At 73.0% G+C, this 20,216-nt stretch carries 13 protein-coding genes and 1 pseudogene; 10 read left to right on the top strand and 4 right to left on the bottom strand.

Annotation, left to right across the window (positions count from 1 at the left end; all coding sequences use genetic code 11):
- Positions 1–23: 23 nt before the first annotated feature.
- Positions 24–482, bottom strand: a pseudogene (locus tag EMA09_RS29050) (YwqJ-related putative deaminase); the annotation flags it as partial.
- Positions 483–498: 16 nt separating this feature from the next.
- On the opposite strand from EMA09_RS29050, the gene EMA09_RS18805 reads away from it, so the two are divergent.
- The 5 genes from EMA09_RS18805 (at position 499) to EMA09_RS18785 (ending at position 7,249) form a co-directional block, all read left to right on the top strand.
- Complete coding sequence (locus EMA09_RS18805) at positions 499–1,473, top strand: SMI1/KNR4 family protein (RefSeq protein ID WP_129842175.1); 975 nt, start codon at positions 499–501, stop codon at positions 1,471–1,473.
- Positions 1,474–1,478: 5 nt separating this feature from the next.
- The gene (locus EMA09_RS18800) at positions 1,479–3,728 is read left to right on the top strand and encodes an SUKH-4 family immunity protein (protein WP_129844128.1); all 2,250 of its coding nucleotides are present in this window, start codon (positions 1,479–1,481) and stop codon (positions 3,726–3,728) included.
- A gap of 16 nt (positions 3,729–3,744) precedes the next feature.
- Positions 3,745–4,635 carry a DivIVA domain-containing protein gene (locus EMA09_RS18795; protein ID WP_129842174.1) on the top strand — a complete coding sequence of 297 codons (891 nt, stop codon included), beginning with the start codon at positions 3,745–3,747 and terminating at the stop codon, positions 4,633–4,635.
- A gap of 106 nt (positions 4,636–4,741) precedes the next feature.
- Entirely contained in the window at positions 4,742–6,205 is a 1,464-nt protein-coding gene (gene glmU, locus EMA09_RS18790; protein WP_129842173.1) for a bifunctional UDP-N-acetylglucosamine diphosphorylase/glucosamine-1-phosphate N-acetyltransferase GlmU, read from the top strand.
- A gap of 66 nt (positions 6,206–6,271) precedes the next feature.
- The gene (locus tag EMA09_RS18785; protein ID WP_129842172.1) at positions 6,272–7,249 is read left to right on the top strand and encodes a ribose-phosphate diphosphokinase; all 978 of its coding nucleotides are present in this window, start codon (positions 6,272–6,274) and stop codon (positions 7,247–7,249) included.
- Positions 7,250–7,306: 57 nt separating this feature from the next.
- Here the strand turns inward: EMA09_RS18785 and EMA09_RS18780 are convergent, their stop codons facing one another.
- Positions 7,307–7,804, bottom strand: coding sequence for a DinB family protein (locus EMA09_RS18780; protein WP_129842171.1), 498 nt, complete (start codon positions 7,802–7,804; stop codon positions 7,307–7,309).
- Between the two features lie 84 nt (positions 7,805–7,888).
- Between EMA09_RS18780 and EMA09_RS18775 the strand changes: the two genes are divergently transcribed.
- The 3 genes from EMA09_RS18775 to EMA09_RS18765 are packed head-to-tail and all read left to right on the top strand — an operon-like array spanning position 7,889 to position 11,183.
- Positions 7,889–8,386: a hypothetical protein gene (locus tag EMA09_RS18775; RefSeq protein ID WP_129842170.1), complete on the top strand. Its 498-nt coding sequence runs from the start codon at positions 7,889–7,891 to the stop codon at positions 8,384–8,386.
- The gene (locus EMA09_RS18770) at positions 8,383–9,723 is read left to right on the top strand and encodes an AAA family ATPase (protein ID WP_129842169.1); all 1,341 of its coding nucleotides are present in this window, start codon (positions 8,383–8,385) and stop codon (positions 9,721–9,723) included. Before EMA09_RS18775 ends, EMA09_RS18770 begins: the two co-directional genes overlap by 4 nt.
- Positions 9,720–11,183 (top strand): hypothetical protein, encoded by a 1,464-nt coding sequence (locus EMA09_RS18765; RefSeq protein WP_129842168.1) that lies wholly within the window; start codon positions 9,720–9,722, stop codon positions 11,181–11,183. Before EMA09_RS18770 ends, EMA09_RS18765 begins: the two co-directional genes overlap by 4 nt.
- Positions 11,184–11,240: 57 nt before the next feature.
- Here the strand turns inward: EMA09_RS18765 and EMA09_RS18760 are convergent, their stop codons facing one another.
- Positions 11,241–13,271 carry a hypothetical protein gene (locus EMA09_RS18760; protein WP_129842167.1) on the bottom strand — a complete coding sequence of 677 codons (2,031 nt, stop codon included), beginning with the start codon at positions 13,269–13,271 and terminating at the stop codon, positions 11,241–11,243.
- A 213-nt stretch (positions 13,272–13,484) separates the two neighbouring features.
- Here EMA09_RS18760 and EMA09_RS18755 point away from each other — a divergent pair, with 213 nt between their 5' ends.
- A complete protein-coding gene (locus EMA09_RS18755) occupies positions 13,485–17,423 on the top strand; it encodes a DUF6531 domain-containing protein (protein ID WP_168220764.1) in 3,939 nt (1,312 codons plus the stop codon).
- Between the two features lie 991 nt (positions 17,424–18,414).
- Here the strand turns inward: EMA09_RS18755 and EMA09_RS28440 are convergent.
- On the bottom strand, positions 18,415–18,579 hold the full coding sequence (locus EMA09_RS28440) for a hypothetical protein (protein ID WP_168220763.1): 165 nt from the start codon (positions 18,577–18,579) through the stop codon (positions 18,415–18,417).
- Between the two features lie 116 nt (positions 18,580–18,695).
- Here EMA09_RS28440 and EMA09_RS18745 point away from each other — a divergent pair, with 116 nt between their 5' ends.
- A complete protein-coding gene (locus EMA09_RS18745; protein WP_129842165.1) occupies positions 18,696–20,030 on the top strand; it encodes a tetratricopeptide repeat protein in 1,335 nt (444 codons plus the stop codon).
- Positions 20,031–20,216: the final 186 nt, after the last annotated feature.

The following is a 20,216-nucleotide window of genomic DNA, read 5'->3' as shown; positions in this document are numbered from 1 at the left end:
TGCACGCCGAGCCGCGCGTTGACCACCGTGCAGGTGCGGCAGTGCGGGGCGTACGTGCCGTGCAGCGGGTCGCCGTCCTCCCTGATGTGGCGGGTGGTGAGCCCGGCGCCGGCGAGGGCGCCGCGTGCCTCGTCGAGGGTGGTGGCGCCCGCCCGGTCGAGGACCCGGGACAGCAGCGCGACCTCGGGGCAGCGGCCCAGGTGCCGCTCCCGCTGCCCGCTGCCGAGGGCGCCCACGATGTCTGCGACGACGGGATGGAGCGCGGGCGCTGCGGTACCGCGGCTCGCCGTGGCGGTGAACGCGCCCTGCTCCGGCAGGGACAGGGCTGCGGCGGTCGTGGGGAGGATGCCGTCGCGGCGACGCACAAGCTCGGGAGGCGCCTGCGGTGCCGGCGGCTGCCCGTACGTATCCGATATCACGCCCACGATCGTGCCACTCCTGACGCGACCCCTTACGCTGTGCCGGAACAGCGAGCGAAGCATCAGGGGGCGGAACGCCATGACGACAGGGCGGCTCGGGCAGCAGGCCGCGCCACCGAACAGGGCCTATGCCGGCCAGGTGGTGCAGTTCCCCGACCCGGTGCGGGCGGCTCGCTACCCGCTCGGCATCCGGGTCGACGCGCAGGGCTACCCGGACTTCTCGCCCTACGCGCGGGCCGCCGCCGAGATCGCCGAGCCGCCCGACGGCTTCGGCGTGGACGAGCTGCGCCTCACCGACTACGTGTCGGCGAACGCCGCGCTGCACGCCACCGGGCACGACCTGTGGGCCGACCTCCCCCCGGTCGCCACCCCGCACGGCTGGACGTGGCACCACGTCGCGAACTCCCGCCGGCTCGAACTGGTGCCCGTCGAGGTGAAGGCCCTGCTGCGGCACCACGGCGGACTCGCCACGACGGCCGTGGACCAGCACAAGCGCGGCACACGGCCCCTGAACGAGACGCGCCCCGTGCACTTCCCCGTGCCGCACACCGTCGCCGTCGCCGAGGACCGGGTGCGGGCGGCGGAGGCGAAGCTCGGCTACGCGCTGCCCGCGGCCTACCGCTCGTTCCTCAAGGCGGGCGGCGGCTGCGCGCCGAAGGGCGTCGCCCTGGACGCCGAACTGGGCCTGCTGGTCGACCAGCCGTTCTTCACCCTGCGGGAGGAGGCGGCGGTCAACGACGTCGTGTACGTCAACAAGTGCCTGCGCGACCACCTGACGAAGGACTACCTCGGGGTGGCGTTCGTGCAGGGCGGGCTCCTCGCGGTCAAGGTGCGCGGCGAGGACACGGGTTCGGTGTGGGCCTGCCTCTACGACGACGCGCGGGACCGCGACGGGCTCACCGTCCAGCAGCGCGTCGACGACCTGCTGCTGCCGTGCGGCGCCGACTTCGACGACTTCCTGCTGCGGCTCGCCGGCAATCCGCCCGAACTGGCGTCCGTGGCCGAGCTGATGGTGGACGGCGGGTTCGCCCGCGCCGTCCCGGTGGAGAGGTGAGCGCGGTGGTCACGTTCGCGCAGGCACAGGAGCGCGCCGAGCGCTGGGTGAACGGCGGCCCGGACGACGGGCGGCCGCGCGGCGAGGTGCGGGTACGGGAGTTCGACCTCGGCTTCGTCGCGTGGGCCGAGGACCGGGACAGCGGCCCGGTCGGCGGCGGCAAGCTCGTCATCGCGCGGGACAGCGGCGACACGACGCTGTGGCCCGCGCTGCCGGTCGCCGAGGTGATCCAGCGCTACGAGCAGGAGTACGGGGGCGGCCCCGAAGCGCCGCCCGCCGAGCCGGCCCCCCAGGCCGGGGAGAACGTCACCTCCTTCATGCTGCTGCCGCCCGGGCTCCTCGGCGGCTCGTCGCCCGCCGCGCAGATGGCACGGCCCGCGCCGGACGCGCCGGAGGACGACGGGGCACGCGAGCGGCCGGCCGTCGAGCCGACGCCCACACCCCCGCCGTCCGGCGCGCCCTGGACCCCGGCGGCACCCGCGCCCGCGGCCCAGGAACCGCCCGGCCCCCCGCCGGCCGCGCAGCCGCCGGCGCCGCGCCCGCCCTCCCCGTGGGACGACGTGGACGCGACCCCGGCCCCCGCGAAGGCGGCCGCCCCCGCGTCGCCCTGGGCCGGCACCGACACCTCGGAGTCCGGTGACGGCACCGAGTCCATCGCACCGCCGGCGACCGTCTTCGCGCCCCCCGTCGTCGAGGACGACGAGACGCCCGCGCCCCGCCAGTCCGGGCCGACCGGCCCCACGTCCGAGGCGCGGACCACCGTCATGCCGCAGGGCAGCGCGCTGCCGCCGACCGCCGTGCACGCGCCGCCGCCCCGGCCCGGCGGCGACGCCGCACCGCCGCCCGGCGCCGGGCCGATCCCGGGTCCGCCCGGCGCGCCGCTCGGGCCGCCGCCCGTGCCCGGGGGCGGGGGCGACCTGGCGGGAGCCGACACGATCAGGGCAGCGGCTCCCGGCGGACCCGTCCCGCCGCCGCCGGCTCCCGACGCGGCCGACTACGTGCCCACGCAGCCCGTCACGCCCGAGATGATCGCCGAGCTGAAGGCGGCGTCCGCGCGCGACGCGCACGGCACACCGCCGCCCCCTCCGCCCCCGCCGCCGCTCGGCGACACGGCCCTCGCGCCGCGCCCCGGCACGGGCGTCCCCGGCCCGCCGCCGCCCCCGCCCGGCATCGGCGGCGCGCCCGCCGGCAGCCTGCCCGGCACGCCCCCGCCGCAGGGCGTGCACACGCCCCCGCCGCCACCCCCCGGCGCCGGGTACGGCTACCCGCGGCCGAACGCCCCGACCGTCGGCTCCGGCTACATGGCGGTCCTCCGCTACCGCGCCCCTGACGGCTCCGAGCAGCAGCTCATCCGGCGTTCCGCGCCCGGCATGCCGCACCCGGAGTGGCAGATCCTGCACGAGCTGCGGAGCATGAACGTGCCCCCGCAGCAGGTCATCGAGCTGCACACCGAGCTGCAGTCCTGCGAGCTGCCGGGCGGCTACTGCGCCCGCATGGTCCGCGAGACCTGGCCGCAGGTCCGGATCACCCACACGGCGGCCTACGGGCGGGACCACGCGTCGCGGCAGGCCGGCGTACGGCACCTGGTCGAGCACCAGGACGAGCTGCAGCAGTTCGCGGACGGCCCGCCCCGCTCCGCGCCGGTCCGCGCGCCCCTGCCGCAGCAGCAGCCGGCGCCGGCCGTCGCGCTCGACGTGATCGGGCAGGAACTGGTGCAGGCGTACGGGCCGCAGGCCGTCTTCCGGTACACGCCGGAGGCCGTGTCGCGGCAGGGCGTCCCGGAGATCGTCGCGCAGTCGCTCGTGTGGGCGGGCCTCCCGGTGGACGTGAACCCGTTCTTCTGGGCGCAGGCCCAGCAGGGCCGGCCGATCCCGACGCTGGCGGAGCTGGCGGCGGAGCGCGGCGTCCAGCCGGCGCAGGACGCGGGCTCGTACCTCGTGATCGGCTCGGACTTCGGCCGCCAGCTCTGCGTGCAGTACGGGACGGCGTACATCGTCGCGGTGCCGCTCGAGGCGGGGCCCGGCGGTACGCCGGCGCCGCCGCAGTTCGTCAACGCGTCGCTTCCGCAGTTCGCCCGTTGTATGGCACTCCTGGGACGGATGTGGCGGCTGCGCTACGGCCTGACCCCGGAGCAGGCCGGCCGCTGGACCACGGATTTCCAGGCCCAGCTCGGGTCGCTGGACCCGCAGGCGGTCGCCGACCCGGAGAGCTGGTGGGCCGTTCTGCTGGAACAGATGTGGGACGGCCTGCTGTAGCGGGGATCATGTCTGCATGACGGCTTTCCCGAATGCGCGCGGGCGTGGTTACCGGCCCGACCAGGTGGACCGTGTCCTGGCCGAGCTGGAGCGGGAACGCGACGCGGCGTGGCACCGGGTCGCGTCGCTCGGCGCGCGCGTCGAGGAGCTGACCGGCGAGGCCGCCCGGCTCACGGACCGGGCGGCGGCGCTGCCGCCGCCCGCGTTCGACGCGCTCGGGGAGCGGGCCGCGCTGCTGCTCGCCGAGGTCGAGGCGGAGGCGGCGGCGGTCCGTGAGGCCGCCGACGAGGAGGCGCGCGTCCTGATCGACGCGGCGACGCGGGCGGCCCGCGCGCTGCGCGACGAGGCGAGGGCGCGGGCCGGTGAGCGGCGGGCGCTGGCCGACGCCGAGGCCGACGATCTGATCGACCGCGCGACCGAGCACGCGACCGCCCTCATGACGGACGCCCGCCGCGGCGCCGCCGCGCTGCGGGACGGGGCGACGGCCGCCCTGGAGGAGGTGACGCGCCGCTGCCGCGCCCTGGTGGCCGAGCAGCGCGCCCACCACACGGCGACCGGGCGCGCCCTGGACGAGGAGCTGGCCGCCCGGCAGGCGGAGACCGAGCGGCGCGTGGACGAGCTGACGGCGCGCGGCGAGGCGCTGCTCGCGAAGGCCCGCCAGGAGATGGCGGACGCGGAGGCCGAGGCCCGCGACCGCGAGGAGGGCGCCGACGCCCGGCGCGCCGAGCTGCTGGAGCGCGCCCGCGAGCGGCGCAGCGCGATCGAGGACGACTCGGAGGCCCTGGCCGCGGAGTACGGCGAGCGGGCCGACGAGGTGCGCGCGCACCTGTCGCACATCCGCGGGACCCTCGCCGCGCTGACCGGCCGCCACCCGCGCCGCCCGGCCCCCTGGGAGCCCGACGCCTGACGGCCGCCGCCCGCCACCCCTCGTACGCGTGCACGGGTGCGGTCGCCGCTGCCCCGGTATCCTGCGGGAATCCCCGTGATTCCCTGGACCGAAGGACGCGATCCCCGTGAGCTCCATCCGCCCGGCAGCCATCATCGTTCTCGCAGCGGGTGAGGGGACCCGCATGAAATCCGCCACGCCCAAGGTGCTGCACGAGATCTGCGGCCGCTCGCTGGTGGGGCACGCCGTGACGGCCGCCCGGGGTCTCGACCCCGAGGAGCTGGTCGTGGTCGTCGGCCACGGGCGGGAGCGGGTGACCGCCCATCTGGCGGACATCGACTCGGGTGTGCGGGCGGTCGTGCAGGAACAGCAGCTCGGCACGGCGCACGCGGTCGCGACGGCCCTCGCGGCGCTCGCGGCCGACGGCGTCACGCCGGCCGGCACGGTCATCGTGACGTGCGGCGACATCCCGATGCAGACGGCGGCCACCCTCGGCTCGCTCGCGGGGACGCACGCCGCCGACGGCAACGCGGTGACGATGCTCACGATGGAGGTGCCGGACCCCACCGGGTACGGGCGGGTGGTGCGCGGCGCCGACGGGGCGGTCGTGGAGGTCGTGGAGCACCGGGACGCGACGGCCGAGCAGCTCGCCATCCGCGAGGCGAACTCCGGCATCCTCGCGTTCGACGGGCGGCTGCTGGCGTCGGCCCTGGCGCGGGTGGGCAGCGACAACGACCAGGGCGAGCAGTACCTCCCGGACGTGCTGCGCATCCTGCGGGAGGACGGGCACCGCGTCGGCGCGTGTGTGGCGCCCGACCACCGCGAGCTGGTCGGGATCAACAACCGCGTACAGCTTGCGCAGGCCCGCCGGCTGCTGAACGACCGGCTGCTGGAGGAGGCGATGCTCGCCGGCGTGACGGTGGTCGACCCGGCGACGACCTGGCTGGACGTGACGGTGACGTACGAGCCCGACGCCGTGCTCCTCCCCGGGACGCAGCTCCTCGGCGCCACGCACGTCGCGGCGGACGCCGAGGTGGGTCCCGGCAGCCGGCTGCGCGACACGGTGGTGGGGTCCGGCGCGGTGGTGGACAACACGGTCGCGGACGGGGCGCACGTCGGCGCGGGCGCGAAGGTCGGCCCCTACACGTATCTGCGGCCGGGCACGGTCCTCGGGCAGGAGTCGAAGGCCGGCGCGTTCGTCGAGATGAAGAACTCGGCAATCGGCGAGGGCACGAAGGTGCCGCACCTTTCCTATATCGGTGACGCCACGATCGGTGACCACACGAACATCGGCGCCGCCACCGTCTTCGTGAACTACGACGGCGAGGAGAAGCACCACTCGACGGTCGGCTCGTACTGCCGCACCGGCGCGGACAATATGTTTGTGGCGCCGGTCACCGTCGGGGACGGCGCCTATACGGCGGCGGGCTCGGTGATCACCCGCGACGTCCCCCCGGGATCACTGGGTGTAGCGCGTGGCCAGCAGCGGAACGTCGACGGCTGGGTGGCCCGCAGGCGCCCCGAGTCGGCCCCCGCCCGGGCGGCCGAGGCCGCTCTGGCTGCGATGGAGCGGAAGCCCGGGGAAGCCTGACAGGTACGGTAGGGGATGCCCCCATAAGGGTGAACGAGCGCCGACGCGGCTACAAGGAGACACAACGTGACCGGGATCAAGACCACCGGCGAGAAGAAACTCATGCTCTTCACCGGCCGCGCCCACCCCGAACTCGCGGCGGAGGTCGCCGCGGAATTGGGCGTGGGGCTGGTCCCGACAAAGGCCGTGGACTTCGCGAACGGCGAGATCTACGTGCGTTTCCAGGAGTCGGTGCGCGGTGCGGACTGTTTCCTGATGCAGAGTCACACGGCCCCGATCAATAAATGGATCATGGAGCAGCTCATCATGATCGACGCCCTGAAGCGGGCGTCGGCGCGGAGCATCTCCGTGATCATCCCCTTCTACGGTTACGCGCGGCAGGACAAGAAGCACCGGGGCCGTGAACCGATCTCCGCCCGCCTGATGGCGGACCTGCTGCAGACGGCGGGCGCGCACCGCATCATCACGATGGACCTGCACGCCGACCAGGTGCAGGGCTATTTCGACGGCCCGGTGGACCACCTGTTCGCGCTGCCCGTGCTGACCGAGTACATCGGCAGCCGGGTGGACCGGGACCGGCTCACGGTCGTGTCGCCGGACGCGGGCCGGGTGCGGGTGGCGGACCGGTGGGCGGACCGGCTGGCGGCGCCGCTGGCGATCGTCCACAAGCGGCGTGACCCGGACGTGGCGAACCAGGTCACGGTCCACGAGGTCGTCGGCGAGGTCGAGGGCCGGGTGTGCGTGCTGGTGGACGACATGATCGACACCGGCGGCACGATCTGCGCGGCGGCCGACGCGCTGTTCGCGAACGGCGCGGCGGACGTCATCGTGGCCGCCACGCACGGCGTGCTGTCGGGACCGGCGGCCGACCGGCTGAAGAACTCGCGGGTGAGCGAGTTCATCTTCACGAACTCCCTGCCGACGCCGACCGAGGTCGCGCTCGACAAGATCACCGTCCTGTCGATGGCTCCGACGATCGCGCGCGCGGTCCGCGAGGTGTTCGAGGACGGCTCGGTGACCAGCCTCTTCGAGGGCGACGCCTGATCCTCCCCCGCGCGAGGGCCGCCGACCCGGCCCTCGCGCACCGGGACCGGTGGCCGTTCAGCGGGGTCCGAGGCCCGTCCGGCCGTCGATGAGTTCGCGGACGATGTCCAGGTGGCCGGCGTGGCGCGCGGTCTCCTCGATCATGTGGAGCAGTACCCACCGCAGGTCGGTGACCTCGCCGTCCAGGGGATCGGGGTGCCGGCCCAGCGGCGGCGCCGACAGCGGTGTGCGGGCTATCACCTCGTCCGAGCGCCGGCACTGGTCGGCGTAGAAGGCGAACACCTCCTCGGGCGGTCGCGGCGTCGTCAGCGGCGCGTGATCGTCGGCCCAGGCCAGCGGCTCGGCCGCCCCCGCGACGACCTCCTGCAGCCAGTGCCGCTCCGCGTGCCCCAGGTGCTCCACGAGCCCGAGGGGCGTCCAGCCGGAGGGCAGGACCGCGGTGGTCAGGGCACGCGCGTCGAGCCCTTCGACAACGGCCAGCACGACGCCCCGCTGCGCCGCGAGGAACGCGGACAGGGCCTGCTTCTCGATCACATCCGTACTCACGCTCGTCATGCTGCCAGCGACCACTGACATAGGCCCGGACCTGCCCGTAGAACGCCTCCGCTCCGGGGGCGGCGGAGTCCTAAGATGCGAACCGTGCCTCAGACTTCGAGAGAAGATCACTACGCGAGGGCCGCGCTGCGTCATCACAGCGACGCGGTCTACCTTCATGACGACGGCCGACTGCCCAACGCCGATCACCACTTCGGCTTCGCCGTGGAGTGCGCCTTGAAGAGCCTCATGCTGAGGTACACCCTGGTCTCGATGGAGCCCCTCACGCCAGGAGGCCGGCCCCCGAGCAAACCGTACATTCCACGGCAGGCCGGAAAGACGAAGTACATCGGGCACCTTCCCGAAGCGTGGTCCGATGCGGGAGACGTCATCTCCGACGCCTCCCTCCTGCTTCACGGCCGCACCGGGAGTGCTCTCGCCGCGATCCTGACCGCCTCCGAGCCGTTCGCCGCCTGGGACGTGCATGAACGCTACAGCGACGGTTCCTCCATCGACGAGGCTGATGTCCTGGCCCGGCGCGCGGCATCCGAACGCATCCTCGGTCTGCACGAGCAGGCACTCATGGACGGAGTACTCACGTGACCTCGGAGCGCGATCCGGTCCGCTTCGACGAGGCTCGCCCACTCGCGCTGAACGTCGCTCACGAGGTGGCCGCGGCCGGCGTCGACGTGCTGGTCGTGCGAGACATCTTCGGCCGGCTGTCCCTGCTCCTGGACGACCGGCACGGTGCGGTCGACACGAGCTCGACCGACGAGTGGCGCGCGCAACTCGCCAGAACGCTCGGCAGGTACGCGGCGGACCGGCCGCTGCTTCTGGCTTCCAGCCTGTTCCAACCCGACGCCTACTTCGCGTCGCCTCGTGCGGCCGACGAACTCGGTCACGTCGCCGAGCCGGGTCAGGGCAGCATCCGCCGGCTCGACAACACCGTGGTCGGTGCGGACTGGGCACGGGTGAGCACGCCGCGAGCGGACTCCGCGGGGGTACGCACCGCGCGCACGGCGCTGTACGGGTTCAAAGGCGGTGTGGGCCGCTCGACCGCGACGTTCATGCTGGCGAAACACCTCGCCGAGCAGGGCAAGTGCGTTCTTGTCATCGATCTCGACCTCGAGTCCCCCGGAGCGGGTCCGCTGCTCGTGGCCGAAGAGCAGATGCCTCAATACGGGATCATCGACCAGCTCGTGGAATCCGCCCTGGGCAACGAGGAAGGTCTTGACCTCGTCACCCAGGCCACGCATTTCCAGCTCATGAACAACGGTGAGCTGTGGGTGGCCCCTGCACGGGGCCAGGGTGCGCCCGGCACGGAGTATTCCTACGTCGACAAGCTCAACCGGGTCTACGCCGATATCCCCGGGCACGGTCAGGGGGGGTTCGCGGATCGTCTGGAGGCGGCGGTCCACGCGTGCGAGGACGCGGTCGCGAGGCAGAGTCGCCGCCCCGACGTCGTACTCCTCGACAGCCGGGCGGGCATCCACGACATCGCCGCCGTAGCGATCTCACGGCTGTGCGACCTCGCCCTCCTGTTCGGCACGGACAGCCGCCAGACGTGGGCGGGTTACAGAGATCTCTTCACAGCATGGCTTTCCTCGGGCCAGGCGCCCGAGATCCGGGAGAAGCTGCGCATGGTCGCCTCAATGGTCCCGGACTCCGACGCCCCGGCCTACCTGGAGGCGTTCCGGGAACACGCCTGGGATTGCTTCTCCACTCTCTACGACAACCTCGTCGACGGCGAGACGGGCTTCAATCCCGGACCGGAGGACGATGCGGCACCGCACTCACCGATCCCCATTCTGTTCACCGTCGAACTCGTCGGTCTCGACGCGGCTTCCACACCGGACTGGGACAAGCGGGAGTTCGTCCGCGCCGCGTACCAGTCCTTCCTGAGAACAACCACCCACCTGATGATCGAAGGATCGCGATGACCGCGCCGCTCGAGACCGAGGACTGCCGGAACCTGCTGGTCTCGGCACTGCCGCCCGCGCAGGACGCGGACACGGTTGAGCCGACGCTCTTCAACCTCTTCACGCCCGACTCACATCGACTCGCCCTTCACATCGATACGACTGTGGTGCGGGGTGGGCGAGGCGTGGGCAAGACCTTCTGGTGCCGCTCACTGCTCGATTCCCGGCTTCGGGATGTCGCGGCCGAGGAATACCGCATCGAGCGGCTCCGCAACGTCAGGGTCTCGCCCGGTTACGGCGCGACGCTGAATCCGGACCTGTACCCCGGAGCGGGTGAGCTGGCGAACCTGGCCGGCGAGGGAGTGCGCGCGTACGACCTCTGGAACGCGGTGCTCCTGGTGGCTCTCGGACAACCCGAACTCCAGGGGTACATGGAGTGGAAGGATCGCATCGCCTGGGTACAGGCCAACCCGGGCGCCCGAGATCGAACCGTCGCCCGGGCGGACAGGCAGGCAGCGGCAGACGGCCTCACACACCTGGTCCTCTTCGATGCGCTGGAGCACCTCCATCAGGATCGTGGACAGGCGGACCGGCTCGTCGCCGGGATTCTGCAACTGGCCCTCGAGATGCGGCTGAGCACCAGGAACATCCGGTGCAAGATCTTCATCCGGCCCGACATGTTCGACGGCGCACTGCTCCATTTCCCCGACGCGTCGAAGCTGACGTCGAACGCCGCCAGTCTGCAGTGGACGACGACCAATCTGTACGGCTTGTTCTTCCATTACCTCGGCAACCAGGAAAGCGCCGAATCGGCGAGGTTCCGCTCGTGGACCGGCAATTGGACAGAGCATGCCGGACGGCACCTTCCTCCCCCGACGCTGCTCGGCGACGAGCAACTGCAAGCGTCGGTCCTCAGTGATCTGGCCGGCCCGTACATGGGCGCCAATTACAGGAAAGGCATCACCTACACCTGGTTGCCCAACCACCTCATGGACGGCGTCGAACAGGTGAGCCCCCGCAGCTTCCTCAACGCGCTGAGCGTTGCCGTGCACGAGACGCGGGGGAAGTACGCCAGTCATGGGTACGCCATCCACCACGAGGGCATCAGGAAAGGGGTCCAATCGGCTTCGCAGACCCGGGTCATCGAGATCCGTGAGGACATGCCGTGGGTGCGTACGGTGATTGACCCGCTGGTAGGCCAACAGGTGCCGATCGACCAGAATCTCGTCCTGCAGCTCTGGGAGGACGGCAACTTGACGGCGTCGCTGGGCAAAGAGGCCGCTCGCACCGGCGCGGGCGAGTCCGGAACGGAGGTCCGCACCGGGCCGCGGTACCCGGATGACCACCTCCGCCTGATCGACGAGCTGATCGCCCTGGGTGTGATGCGCCGGCGCAAGGACGGCCGCATCGACCTGCCCGACGTGTACAGGATCGCCTTCTCGATCGGCCGGAGGGGAGGTGTCCCGAAGGTCCAGCCATAGACCTCGTGCCGGTCTCGTGGAAACGGGTACCGAGCCGTGGCCGCCGAGGCGGCCGCCTCAATCGTCCCCGTCCAGGGGCAGGGGGGACTGCCGTACCGAGCTGGAGCCGCGTACGTCGAAGTCCTGTGCCAGGCCCGTGCTGTGCAGCCGGCCGATGTCGTGGCTGTGGATCGTGATCGGGCCGAACTCGGCGACCTTGCCGTCGTCCCAGTTGTAGCGGTCCCACACGTTGACCTGGTAGTCGAGCCGGGCCTCCGGCCGGCCGTCCGCGCCCGGCTCCACGACCACCACGCCCGCGACGTCGAGTTCGGCGTGCGCAAGCGCCAGGTACCAGTCCTGGTCGTCGAACTCGAACCCCGCGGCGCCGCTCCGCACGGGTACGGACACGGGTCGGCCGCCGTTCGCCCGGAACGCCTCCGTCGCCTGCCGCACCCACTCCTCCCGGTTCTCCGCCACGGCCCGTTCCACCGCCTGATTGACGACGGGCGACACCTTCAGCATGTCGTCCACGTCCACACCGACGGGTTTCCCCGAGCCGTCCAGGTAGTGGTTCAGCATGCGGGCGGCGTGGTCGTACCCGAAGACGTCCGCCACGGTCGCGCCCGCCGACAGCTCGCCCTCCAGCCCGTAGTCACGGACCAGGGGTTCCTGCACGTCGTAGGGGCCGGCCGCCTCGGCCCAGTGGCGGTCCAGCGGGGCGGCGAACAGGCCGGCGTCCACCAGGGCGTCGCGGTGCGCCGCCCAGAACTCCGCCCGCGCCGCGGGGTCCATCGCGGCGAAGGCCCGCCGCAGCTCCTCCTCCCGCGCCGCCCTGGCCTCCGGGTCGCCGAGCATCTCGCCGTCGAACTCGACGAGCGTGGTGTCCTGCGCGGCCCACAGCGCCCGTACGGTGCGCTGGGCGGCCAGTTCACGGCCGAGTTCCGTGCCCGGCTCGTGGGACGCGGCGGCCATCAGGCGTCCGAAGTCCTCGAACCGCTCCGGGGTGAGGCCGTCGGTGTTCCGGGCCGGCGCGGGGTCGTCGGCCACGTCCAGGTAGGCGCTCACTGCGGCGGGCATCCGGTCCGGCGAGCCGCCCACCGCCGGGTCGGTGAGCATCACGATGCCGTCGGCCACGCGGGTCAGTGCGTCCGTCAGCGGGTCGCGCCGCGCGGGGTCGAGCGCGAGCGGTCCGCCGGCGAGCGCACCGAGCGCCGCCAGGTCGTCCGCGCCGAGAGCGGCGTAGAAACGCTCCAGGTACGCCAGTTCCCCGGCGGTGAGCCGGACACCCGACAGGGGCAGGCCGGTGATCGGGTCGTAGAGCCGCAGCCCGATGGTCTCCAGGGTCTCCGTGTACCGCGCGAGCACCTCCGGGTCCGGATGGCCCGAGTCGAGTTCGCGGGCGACCTGTCCGGCGGCGAACTCGGCCATGCCGCCGGTCGTCCACAGGCCGAGCGGCCCCTCGGTGATGTCGTAGTCCGCGTCGCTCAGTTCCTCGCCGTACTCCAGCAGCCGGCGCCGGTACTGCGTGATGGCCTCGGTCATGTCACCCGCGGTCTCCCGCGCCCGGTCGGCGACGGCCGTCAGGTGGCGGAGCCTGATCAGCGCGGTCCGCGACAGCGCGCCGCCGGTGCCGGGTGTCAGCAGGTCGCCGTCGTACGGGTTGGATTCCAGCAGGGGCGTGTCGGCCAGCTCCTGCCTGGCCTGCTCCACCTGCGCCGCCAAGTAGGCGTCGAGCCCGTCGGGTCCGTCCATGGGGCCGTTCACCTCGTCCACGGCGTCCAGCGCGCGGTTCATCGCCCGTACGAGGAGACCGGTGACGCGGTCGAGTTCCGCGCCGTTGCCGTGCAGGTCGCGTTCGGACGCGTCGATGCGCTCACGGCCGTCGACCAGGGACGCGCCGTCCAGCCGCCCCGCCTCCTCCCCCGCGCGGGCGGCCGCCGCCGCGAGGTCGCCGGCGCCCTCGGCCTCCCCCGCCGCCCGCGCGTACAGGGCGGCCGTCTCCGCCATGCTGTCCGGGTCGATCTCGGCGGTGAACGCGTCCCGCAGCTCCCAGGGCGACACCTCCAGGGTCGCCTCGACGTCCTGCCGTGTGAAGTCGACACCGTCCATCGCGCCTCCCCTGGTCGCCGCCGGACCCTTTCCACCGGCGAACCCAGCCTAGAGTCTGTCGCCGCGGCACCGCGGCGCCCTCCGGCGCACCTCGTACACGCCGGTGATCGCGTACTCGTGGACGTCCTGTGACAGAACAGGCGTTGAACGGCGTGTGCCCCCTCCTTACCGTGGGTGGCGTCTCGAACAGGCGGCAAGGCGGGGGTAACGGTCATGGGGCGTGCGTCCGACTGGAGTCCGGTGGGGATGGACTCCGACCCGACCCCGGGCAGCCCCGAGGACGTGCGGACGCTCGCCGACGAGTTGCAGACGTTCGCCGATGATGTCGGTGAGGCGCTGGGGAAGATCCGCGGCATGGCCGGGGACCGCGCCGTGCGGGACTGGTCGGGGCTGTCGGCGGATGCGTTCCGCGACGAGTTCGACGGCGTCCCGGAGAACCTGACGCGGCTCCAGACCTCGTACGACCTGTGCGCGCGGGCGCTGCGCGCGTACTGGCCGAAGCTGCAGACCGCGCAGGGCCGGGCCGACCGCGCCCTGGAGCGGGCCATCGCCGCGCAGGCCGACCTCACCGCGGCGCGGGACGATCCCGGGTCCGCGGCGGCCCGTGACCTCGACGACGCGCGCCGGCTCGCGGAGGACGCCCGGCTGATGCGGGAGGAGGCGGCGCGCGAGGCCGCGCGGGACATCGGCGAGGCGGCCGAGGCCGGCGTCCGCAGCCGCACGTGGTCGGCGGACGGCTCCGCGGCAGGCCCCGCCGCGCCCACCCCGGGCACGGACGCGTCCACCGCCGGCCGCGCCATGCTGGACGACGGCCCGGCCGCCGTCCGGTCCCGCCTCCGCACGATGATCCGCGACGGCGGCAGCGACCCGATCGACCTGGTGACCGGCCACGTGTTCCTGCCGCAGACCGACCTGACGCTGCCCGGCGTCCTGCCCCTCGCGTTCACGCGGCGCCTGGACTCGGGCCACCGCGCCGGCCGCTGGTTCGGCCTCACCTGGTCGTCGACCGTGGACGAGCGTCTGGAGGTCGACCGCAAGGGCGTCGTCCTCGTCGCCGCCGACGGCATGCTGCTCGACTACCCGCACCCGGCGGGACCCGGCGCGCCCGTCATGCCCCTGACCGGCCCGCGCCGCCCCCTCAGCCGCCTCGCGGACGGCGGCTACGCCCTCTACGACCCGGCCACCGGCCACACCCGCCGCTTCGCCACGCCCGGCCGCGACCGCATCGCCCGCCTGACCCGCGTCACCGACCTCAACGGCAACACCATCGACTTCCACCACGACCCGCACGGCACGCCCGTCGCCATCGAGCACTCCGGCGGCTACCGCCTCCGTCTCACCACCGAGTCCGGCCGCGTCACCGCGCTCCAGGTCGCCGACCCCGCCGACGGCACCCTCACGACCGTCCGCACCTTCCACTACACGCGCGGCCACCTCACCCGGGTCACCGACGCCACGGGCCACGCCACCGGCTTCACCTACGACCGCCGCGGCCGCGTCACGTCGTGGACCGACTCCAACGGCCGGGCGTACCACTACGCGTACGACGACCGGGACCGCTGCGTCGAGGCGCACGGCGACGCGGGCCACATCGCCCTCACCCTCGCCTACGACGGCACGCACCCCGACTGGCCCGGCCACCGCGTCACCACCCTCACCACCGCGCAGGGCGCCGTCACCCGCTGCGTCGTCAACGACCTGGGCCAGGTCGTCGCCGAGATCGACCCGCTCGGCACGGTGACCCGCGCGGCGTACGACCGGCACCACGGCGTCACCGCGTGGACGGACGGCCTCGGCCGCACCACGCGGATCGTCCGCGACGCGTCGGGGCGGCCCGTGGAGGTGGTCCGCCCGGACGGTGCGAGCGCCCGCGCCGTGCACGACCCCGCCACCCGTACGGCAGCCCTCGCCCTGCCGGGCGGCGCCGGGTGGCGGCGCGCCCACGACGAGCGCGGCAACTGCACCGCCGTCACCGACCCGGCCGGCGCCACGACCCGCTACACGTACGACGACCGCGGCGCCCTCGCGTCCGTCACCGACCCGTCCGGCGCGACGACGCGGATCGTGTCCGACGCGGCGGGCCGCCCGGTCCGCGTCACCGACCCGCTGGGCCACACCGTCGTCCACGCCTACGACGCCTTCGGCCGCCTGGTCGCGACGACCGACGCGCTCGGCGGCACCACGCGCACCGCCTGGACCGCCGAGGGCCGCGTCGCCCGCCGCACCGGCCCGGACGGCGCCGAGGAGCGGTGGGAGTACGACGGCGAGGGGAACTGCGTCCGCCACACCGACGCCCGCGGCAGGACCACGTCCTACGAGTACTCCCACTTCGACACGCTGGTCGCGCGGACCGGCCCGGACGGCGTGCGGTACGCGTTCGCCTACGACGCCGCGCTGCGCCTCGTCCGCGTCACGAACCCGCGCGGCCAGAGCTGGAAGTACGAGTACGACGCGGCGGGCCGCCCCGTCGCCGAGACGGACTTCGACGGCCACCGCGTCACCTACCGCCACGACGCCGCGGGCCGCCTCGTGCACCGCGCCAACCAGGCCGGGCAGACCGTCACCTGGACGTACGACGACCTCGGCCGGCTCACCGCCAAGACCGTCGACCACCTCCGCCACACGTTCGAGCACGCGCCCGACGGCGGGCTCGCGCGCGCCACGGCTCCCGGCTGCGAGATCACCTGGCGGCGGGACGCGGCGGGCCGGATCACCGCCGAGACGGTGGACGGCCGCACCCTCGCGTTCACCCACGACGCGGCGGGCCGCCGCACGTCCCGCACGACGCCGTCCGGCGTCCGCACGGTGTACGGGTACGACGCGGCGGGCCGCCCCGCGTACGTCGAGACCGGCGGGCACCGCGTCACGTTCGCCCGCGACGGGGCGGGGCGCGAGAGTGTCAGGCAGGTCGACGGGGGCCTCACCCTCACGCGGGACCACGATCCCGCCGGCCGCCTCACCGGCCTCGCCGTCACGCCGGGCGCGGCCGGTCCGGCGCGGCGGCGCGCCTGGTCGTACGGCCCGGGCGGGGCGCTCGTCGGCGTGCACGACGACGAGCGGGGCACGAGCCGCTTCACGCTGGACGCCGCCGGCCGCGTCACGGACGTGTGCACCCGTGACTGGGCGGAGAGCTATGCCTACGACGCGGCCGGGAACCAGACGCACGCCTCCTGGTCCGGCGACCCCGCCCACGCCGAGCCGCAGGGCGACCGCGTCTACTCCGGCACCCGCGTGTCCCGCGCCGGCGCCGTCCACTACACGTACGACCGCGCGGGCCGCGTGACGACGCGCCGCCGCACCCGCCTGTCCCGGGCGCCCGAGGTGTGGCGCTACGCGTGGGACGCGGAGGACCGGCTCGTCGCGCTGACGACGCCGGACGGCACGGTGTGGCGGTATGTGTACGACCCGTTCGGGCGGCGCGTGGCGAAGCTGCGGATGGCGCCCGACGGCCGGTCCGTCGCCGAGGAGACGACGTTCACCTGGGACGACGCCACCCTCGTCGAGCAGACCACCACCGGCGCCGACGCGGCGTCGGTCACGACGCTCACCTGGGAGCACGACGGTCCGGCGCCCGTCACGCAGACCGAACGCCTCGGCGACCGCCGCACGGGCACCGAGACCGGCCGTCGGTGCCTGGCCGTCGTGACGGACCCGATCGGCACGCCCGTCGAACTCGTCGCTCCCGACGGCCGCGTGACGTGGCGCGCGCGGAGCACGGTGTGGGGGTACGCCGCGTGGCGCGGGGGCGGCCCGGCCGGGACGCCGCTGCGTTTCCCCGGCCAGTACCACGACGCGGAGAGCGGCCTGCACTACAACTACCACCGGTACTACGACCCGGAGACCGCGCGCTACCTGTCGCAGGACCCCCTCGGCCTCGACCCGGCGCCGAACCCCCGCGCGTACGTGGCGAATCCACTGGAGCAGTCGGACCCGCTCGGCCTGAGCGCCTGCTCGATCGTGCCCACGGGGACACCGGCCTGGCTGGACGCACGCCCCGGCCCGGACCTCTCGGACGACCCGGCCCTCGCGGCGACCGGCTACGGCCGTGGCGCCCACGCCTGCGTCACCCCGGCACCGCCGGACGTGGCGGAATCGCTGCACGCGCTGGAGGCTCCCACGGACACCCCGCGGCACGACCCCGCCTTCACCTGACGGTGGCGCCCGTACGGCACTTCGGGCAGGGAACCCGACCGGTTCCGTTGCACACGACGCAGCCCGAGAATCCCTTGCAGTGCGGGCACGAGATTCTTCCGCGCCCCGCGCAGACACGGCAAAGGGCACGGTGGAACTCGATCTGCGCCATCAGCACGGCGGATTCACGGTGCAGACAAGTGATGCGCGGAGAACAGGGCGGCGGGTGCCCCTCGTACAGCGTGCAGCAGAAATCGTCCGCCTCTCTCCGCCCGGTGTCGCAATCGGGCAGGACATGGAATCGGACGGTGGGCACGGCATCGGACCAGACGGCCCACACCGCCTCGGGAAGCGGGTCGGGGCGGTCGGCGGCGTAGGCGAAATGGGATTGGCCCGGCGGATGCTCGGCGAGTTCGCACCGCACGAGCGAGGATGCGACGCGGAGCCGGACGGCGAGGAAGGACGGAGCGATGCGAGCGCTGCGCCCGCAGGCGAAGGAAGGGTTCATGTCCCGGGTCAGCGGTGGGTGAGAGCGGAAGCGAGGAGACCGAGGGCGAAGCCGGCGAGGGCGCAGATGGCAGGGACGGCGCCGCTGCTGGCCACCGCCCAGAGGGACGGCCGGCGCCGCGCGTGCCGACGCCTCACGGACGGCCCCGCCGGCTGCGCTCGTTGACCTCGGCGACGGCGGCGCTCAGCCGTTCGGCATCGGTCACCGCCCGTACGTCGTCGAGACGCGCGCACCACTCCGCACCACCACTGAGCGGCCGGAGCCGGACACACCCCCGACTCCACCCCACGACACACCCGACCCGCCCACTGCCGACATCCCGCACCGCTCCCCCGACACCAACACGAGGGGCAACCCCACCGCCCGCCTCACCATCCACCGTTCGGGTGGGCATCGGACGCTCGGTCGTACTCTGTTCCATGACTGCCTGTCTGCCTCTCAGTCGTCAGGTTGTCCACGCCCCCGGACCGTGGCGACGGTCCGGGGGTGCACCGTGATGAGGGTCTAGTCGTGCGCGTGAGGCGCAGCGGAGACCTGCTCGGTGGACTCGGGTCGGCAGGAGTCGGTCCGCTTCGGCGGCAAGTCGCCTTCCTGCGCACCGAGATACACGCCGACTCCATCCGTCCGCCCGTTGCGCGGATGAGTGCTCTCGTCCTTCGGTTCGTCCATGCTTGTCCTCCTCGGTAACGGAGTGCACAGACATCACAACGCGCAGCCGTCGCAGGCGCTAGCGTGCTCGACGGGGCAGATCATTAGAGACATAAGACTTCGGGAGAAGCCGCAGCATGGCCAACCGGCCGAACCAGGCCCTCTCACGACTCCTCGCCGAGTCGGGCCTGTCGGAGACTCAGTTCGCGCACGCAGTCAACCGCGTGGCCGCGGAGACCGGCGTAGCGGCTCGGTACGGCCAGCCGTCCGTGAGCCAGTGGCTCAGCGGCACAACACCGCGTGCACCTGTCCGGCCCCTTGTGGCCGAGGTGCTTTCCAGACGCCTAGGTCGATCGGTGACACCCGCGGAGCTTTTCCCGACCGCGCCATCCGGTCCCGCACCCGCGCAGACGCCGTACGCGCGTACCGTGGAGGAACTGGTGGATCTGGTGAGGAGTGATATGGACCCGTCGCGGCGAGGGGTTGTCGGCGCTGGTCTCTATTCCGTTGCACTGACGATCCCTGGCTGGCGCGACGTGGTCGGCCGCATGGATGCCGTGCGTTCGGGGCGCCTGCGCCGCATAGGCATGGCGGATGTGCAAGCGGTCTCGGACATGACCGAGCGCCTGTCCGAGTTGGACGACCGATTCGGCGGCCGGTACGCAAGACCCATGTCCGCAGCTTTCATCTCCCATACGGTGGCCCCGTATCTGCGCGCGGACGGACCTGAGAAGGTCCGTAAGGCGATGCTTTCCGCAGCGTCGTTCCTGTGCTACCTCACTGGGTGGATGGCTGTGGACGAAGGGCTGCACGGACTGGCGCAGCGCTATTACGTCAAGGGTCTGGAACTTGCGGGAGCAAGCAGCGATCACCTCACCTATTGCCATATTCTGCGCGGCATGTCGGTTCAGGCGGCGGATCTGGGGCACGGGAGGGTCGCCAGGCAACTGGCCGACGCCGCGGCAGAAGCGAGTTCCTCGGTGACGCCCCGCATGCAGGCATTCTTCGCGGGCCAGCAGGCGCACAGCTATGCGGTGGCGGGGGATCGCCGCCAGGCATTGGCTGCGATCCGCGCAACAGAAACTCTGATGGAGAAGGCGGAGAGCCGGGCGAACGTCTTCGGGGGTTACAACCCCTCGACGGTCTTTTACCACCTCGCTCAGGTCCGCTACGAGTTGGGGGATGTACCCGGAAGCATCGAATCCCTTCGGGCACATTTCCGGTTGAGAGTCGACGGCGACAGCAGACGGTCAAGCGTGCGTTTCCGCGCCATGATGGCTGAGCGCCTGCTCGAAATCGGCCACTTGGAGGCCGCATGTGAGTCCTGGAACCGGTGCCTCGACGAATACCCCGCCGTCCACTCCGGACGCGCGGACGAGCATGTGCGCAGGATCAGCCGAATCCTGCACCCCTACCGCACGAACCCCCTGGCCCGCAGCGTCCTCAACCGGGCCAGAGAGGCGACAGTCTGATCCAACGGTGTACGTCGGGAGACGACATGGCACGGACGTACCGGTTCCGGTTGCGGCTGCCCGGGGGGCGGGGTGGGGTCGCCGTCGATCTCGTGGCGGCTGCCGGGCCGGTGCCGGATGGCGTCGGGCCGGGAGTGGTGCGTGTGCGCCGGGGGGTCGTAAGGGGGCATCGGCCGATCGGTTGAT

The sequence above is a fragment of the Streptomyces sp. RFCAC02 genome (assembly GCF_004193175.1).
Classification (GTDB): domain Bacteria; phylum Actinomycetota; class Actinomycetes; order Streptomycetales; family Streptomycetaceae; genus Streptomyces.
The sequence above is the reverse complement of the archived record's forward strand: the minus strand, read 5'-3'. Positions and strand labels throughout refer to the sequence as shown.

What these genes read in the sequence shown, in the direction of transcription:
- EMA09_RS18765 (WP_129842168.1), top strand. Translation starts at nt 9,720, where the DNA reads ATGACCGCGCCGCTCGAGACCGAGGACTGCCGGAACCTGCTGGTCTCG.
- EMA09_RS18805 (WP_129842175.1), top strand. Translation starts at nt 499, where the DNA reads ATGACGACAGGGCGGCTCGGGCAGCAGGCCGCGCCACCGAACAGGGCC.
- EMA09_RS18745 (WP_129842165.1), top strand. Translation starts at nt 18,696, where the DNA reads ATGGCCAACCGGCCGAACCAGGCCCTCTCACGACTCCTCGCCGAGTCG.
- EMA09_RS18795 (WP_129842174.1), top strand. Translation starts at nt 3,745, where the DNA reads ATGACGGCTTTCCCGAATGCGCGCGGGCGTGGTTACCGGCCCGACCAG.
- EMA09_RS18760 (WP_129842167.1), bottom strand. Translation starts at nt 13,271, where the DNA reads ATGGACGGTGTCGACTTCACACGGCAGGACGTCGAGGCGACCCTGGAG.
- EMA09_RS28440 (WP_168220763.1), bottom strand. Translation starts at nt 18,579, where the DNA reads ATGGACGAACCGAAGGACGAGAGCACTCATCCGCGCAACGGGCGGACG.
- EMA09_RS18755 (WP_168220764.1), top strand. Translation starts at nt 13,485, where the DNA reads ATGGGGCGTGCGTCCGACTGGAGTCCGGTGGGGATGGACTCCGACCCG.
- EMA09_RS18780 (WP_129842171.1), bottom strand. Translation starts at nt 7,804, where the DNA reads ATGACGAGCGTGAGTACGGATGTGATCGAGAAGCAGGCCCTGTCCGCG.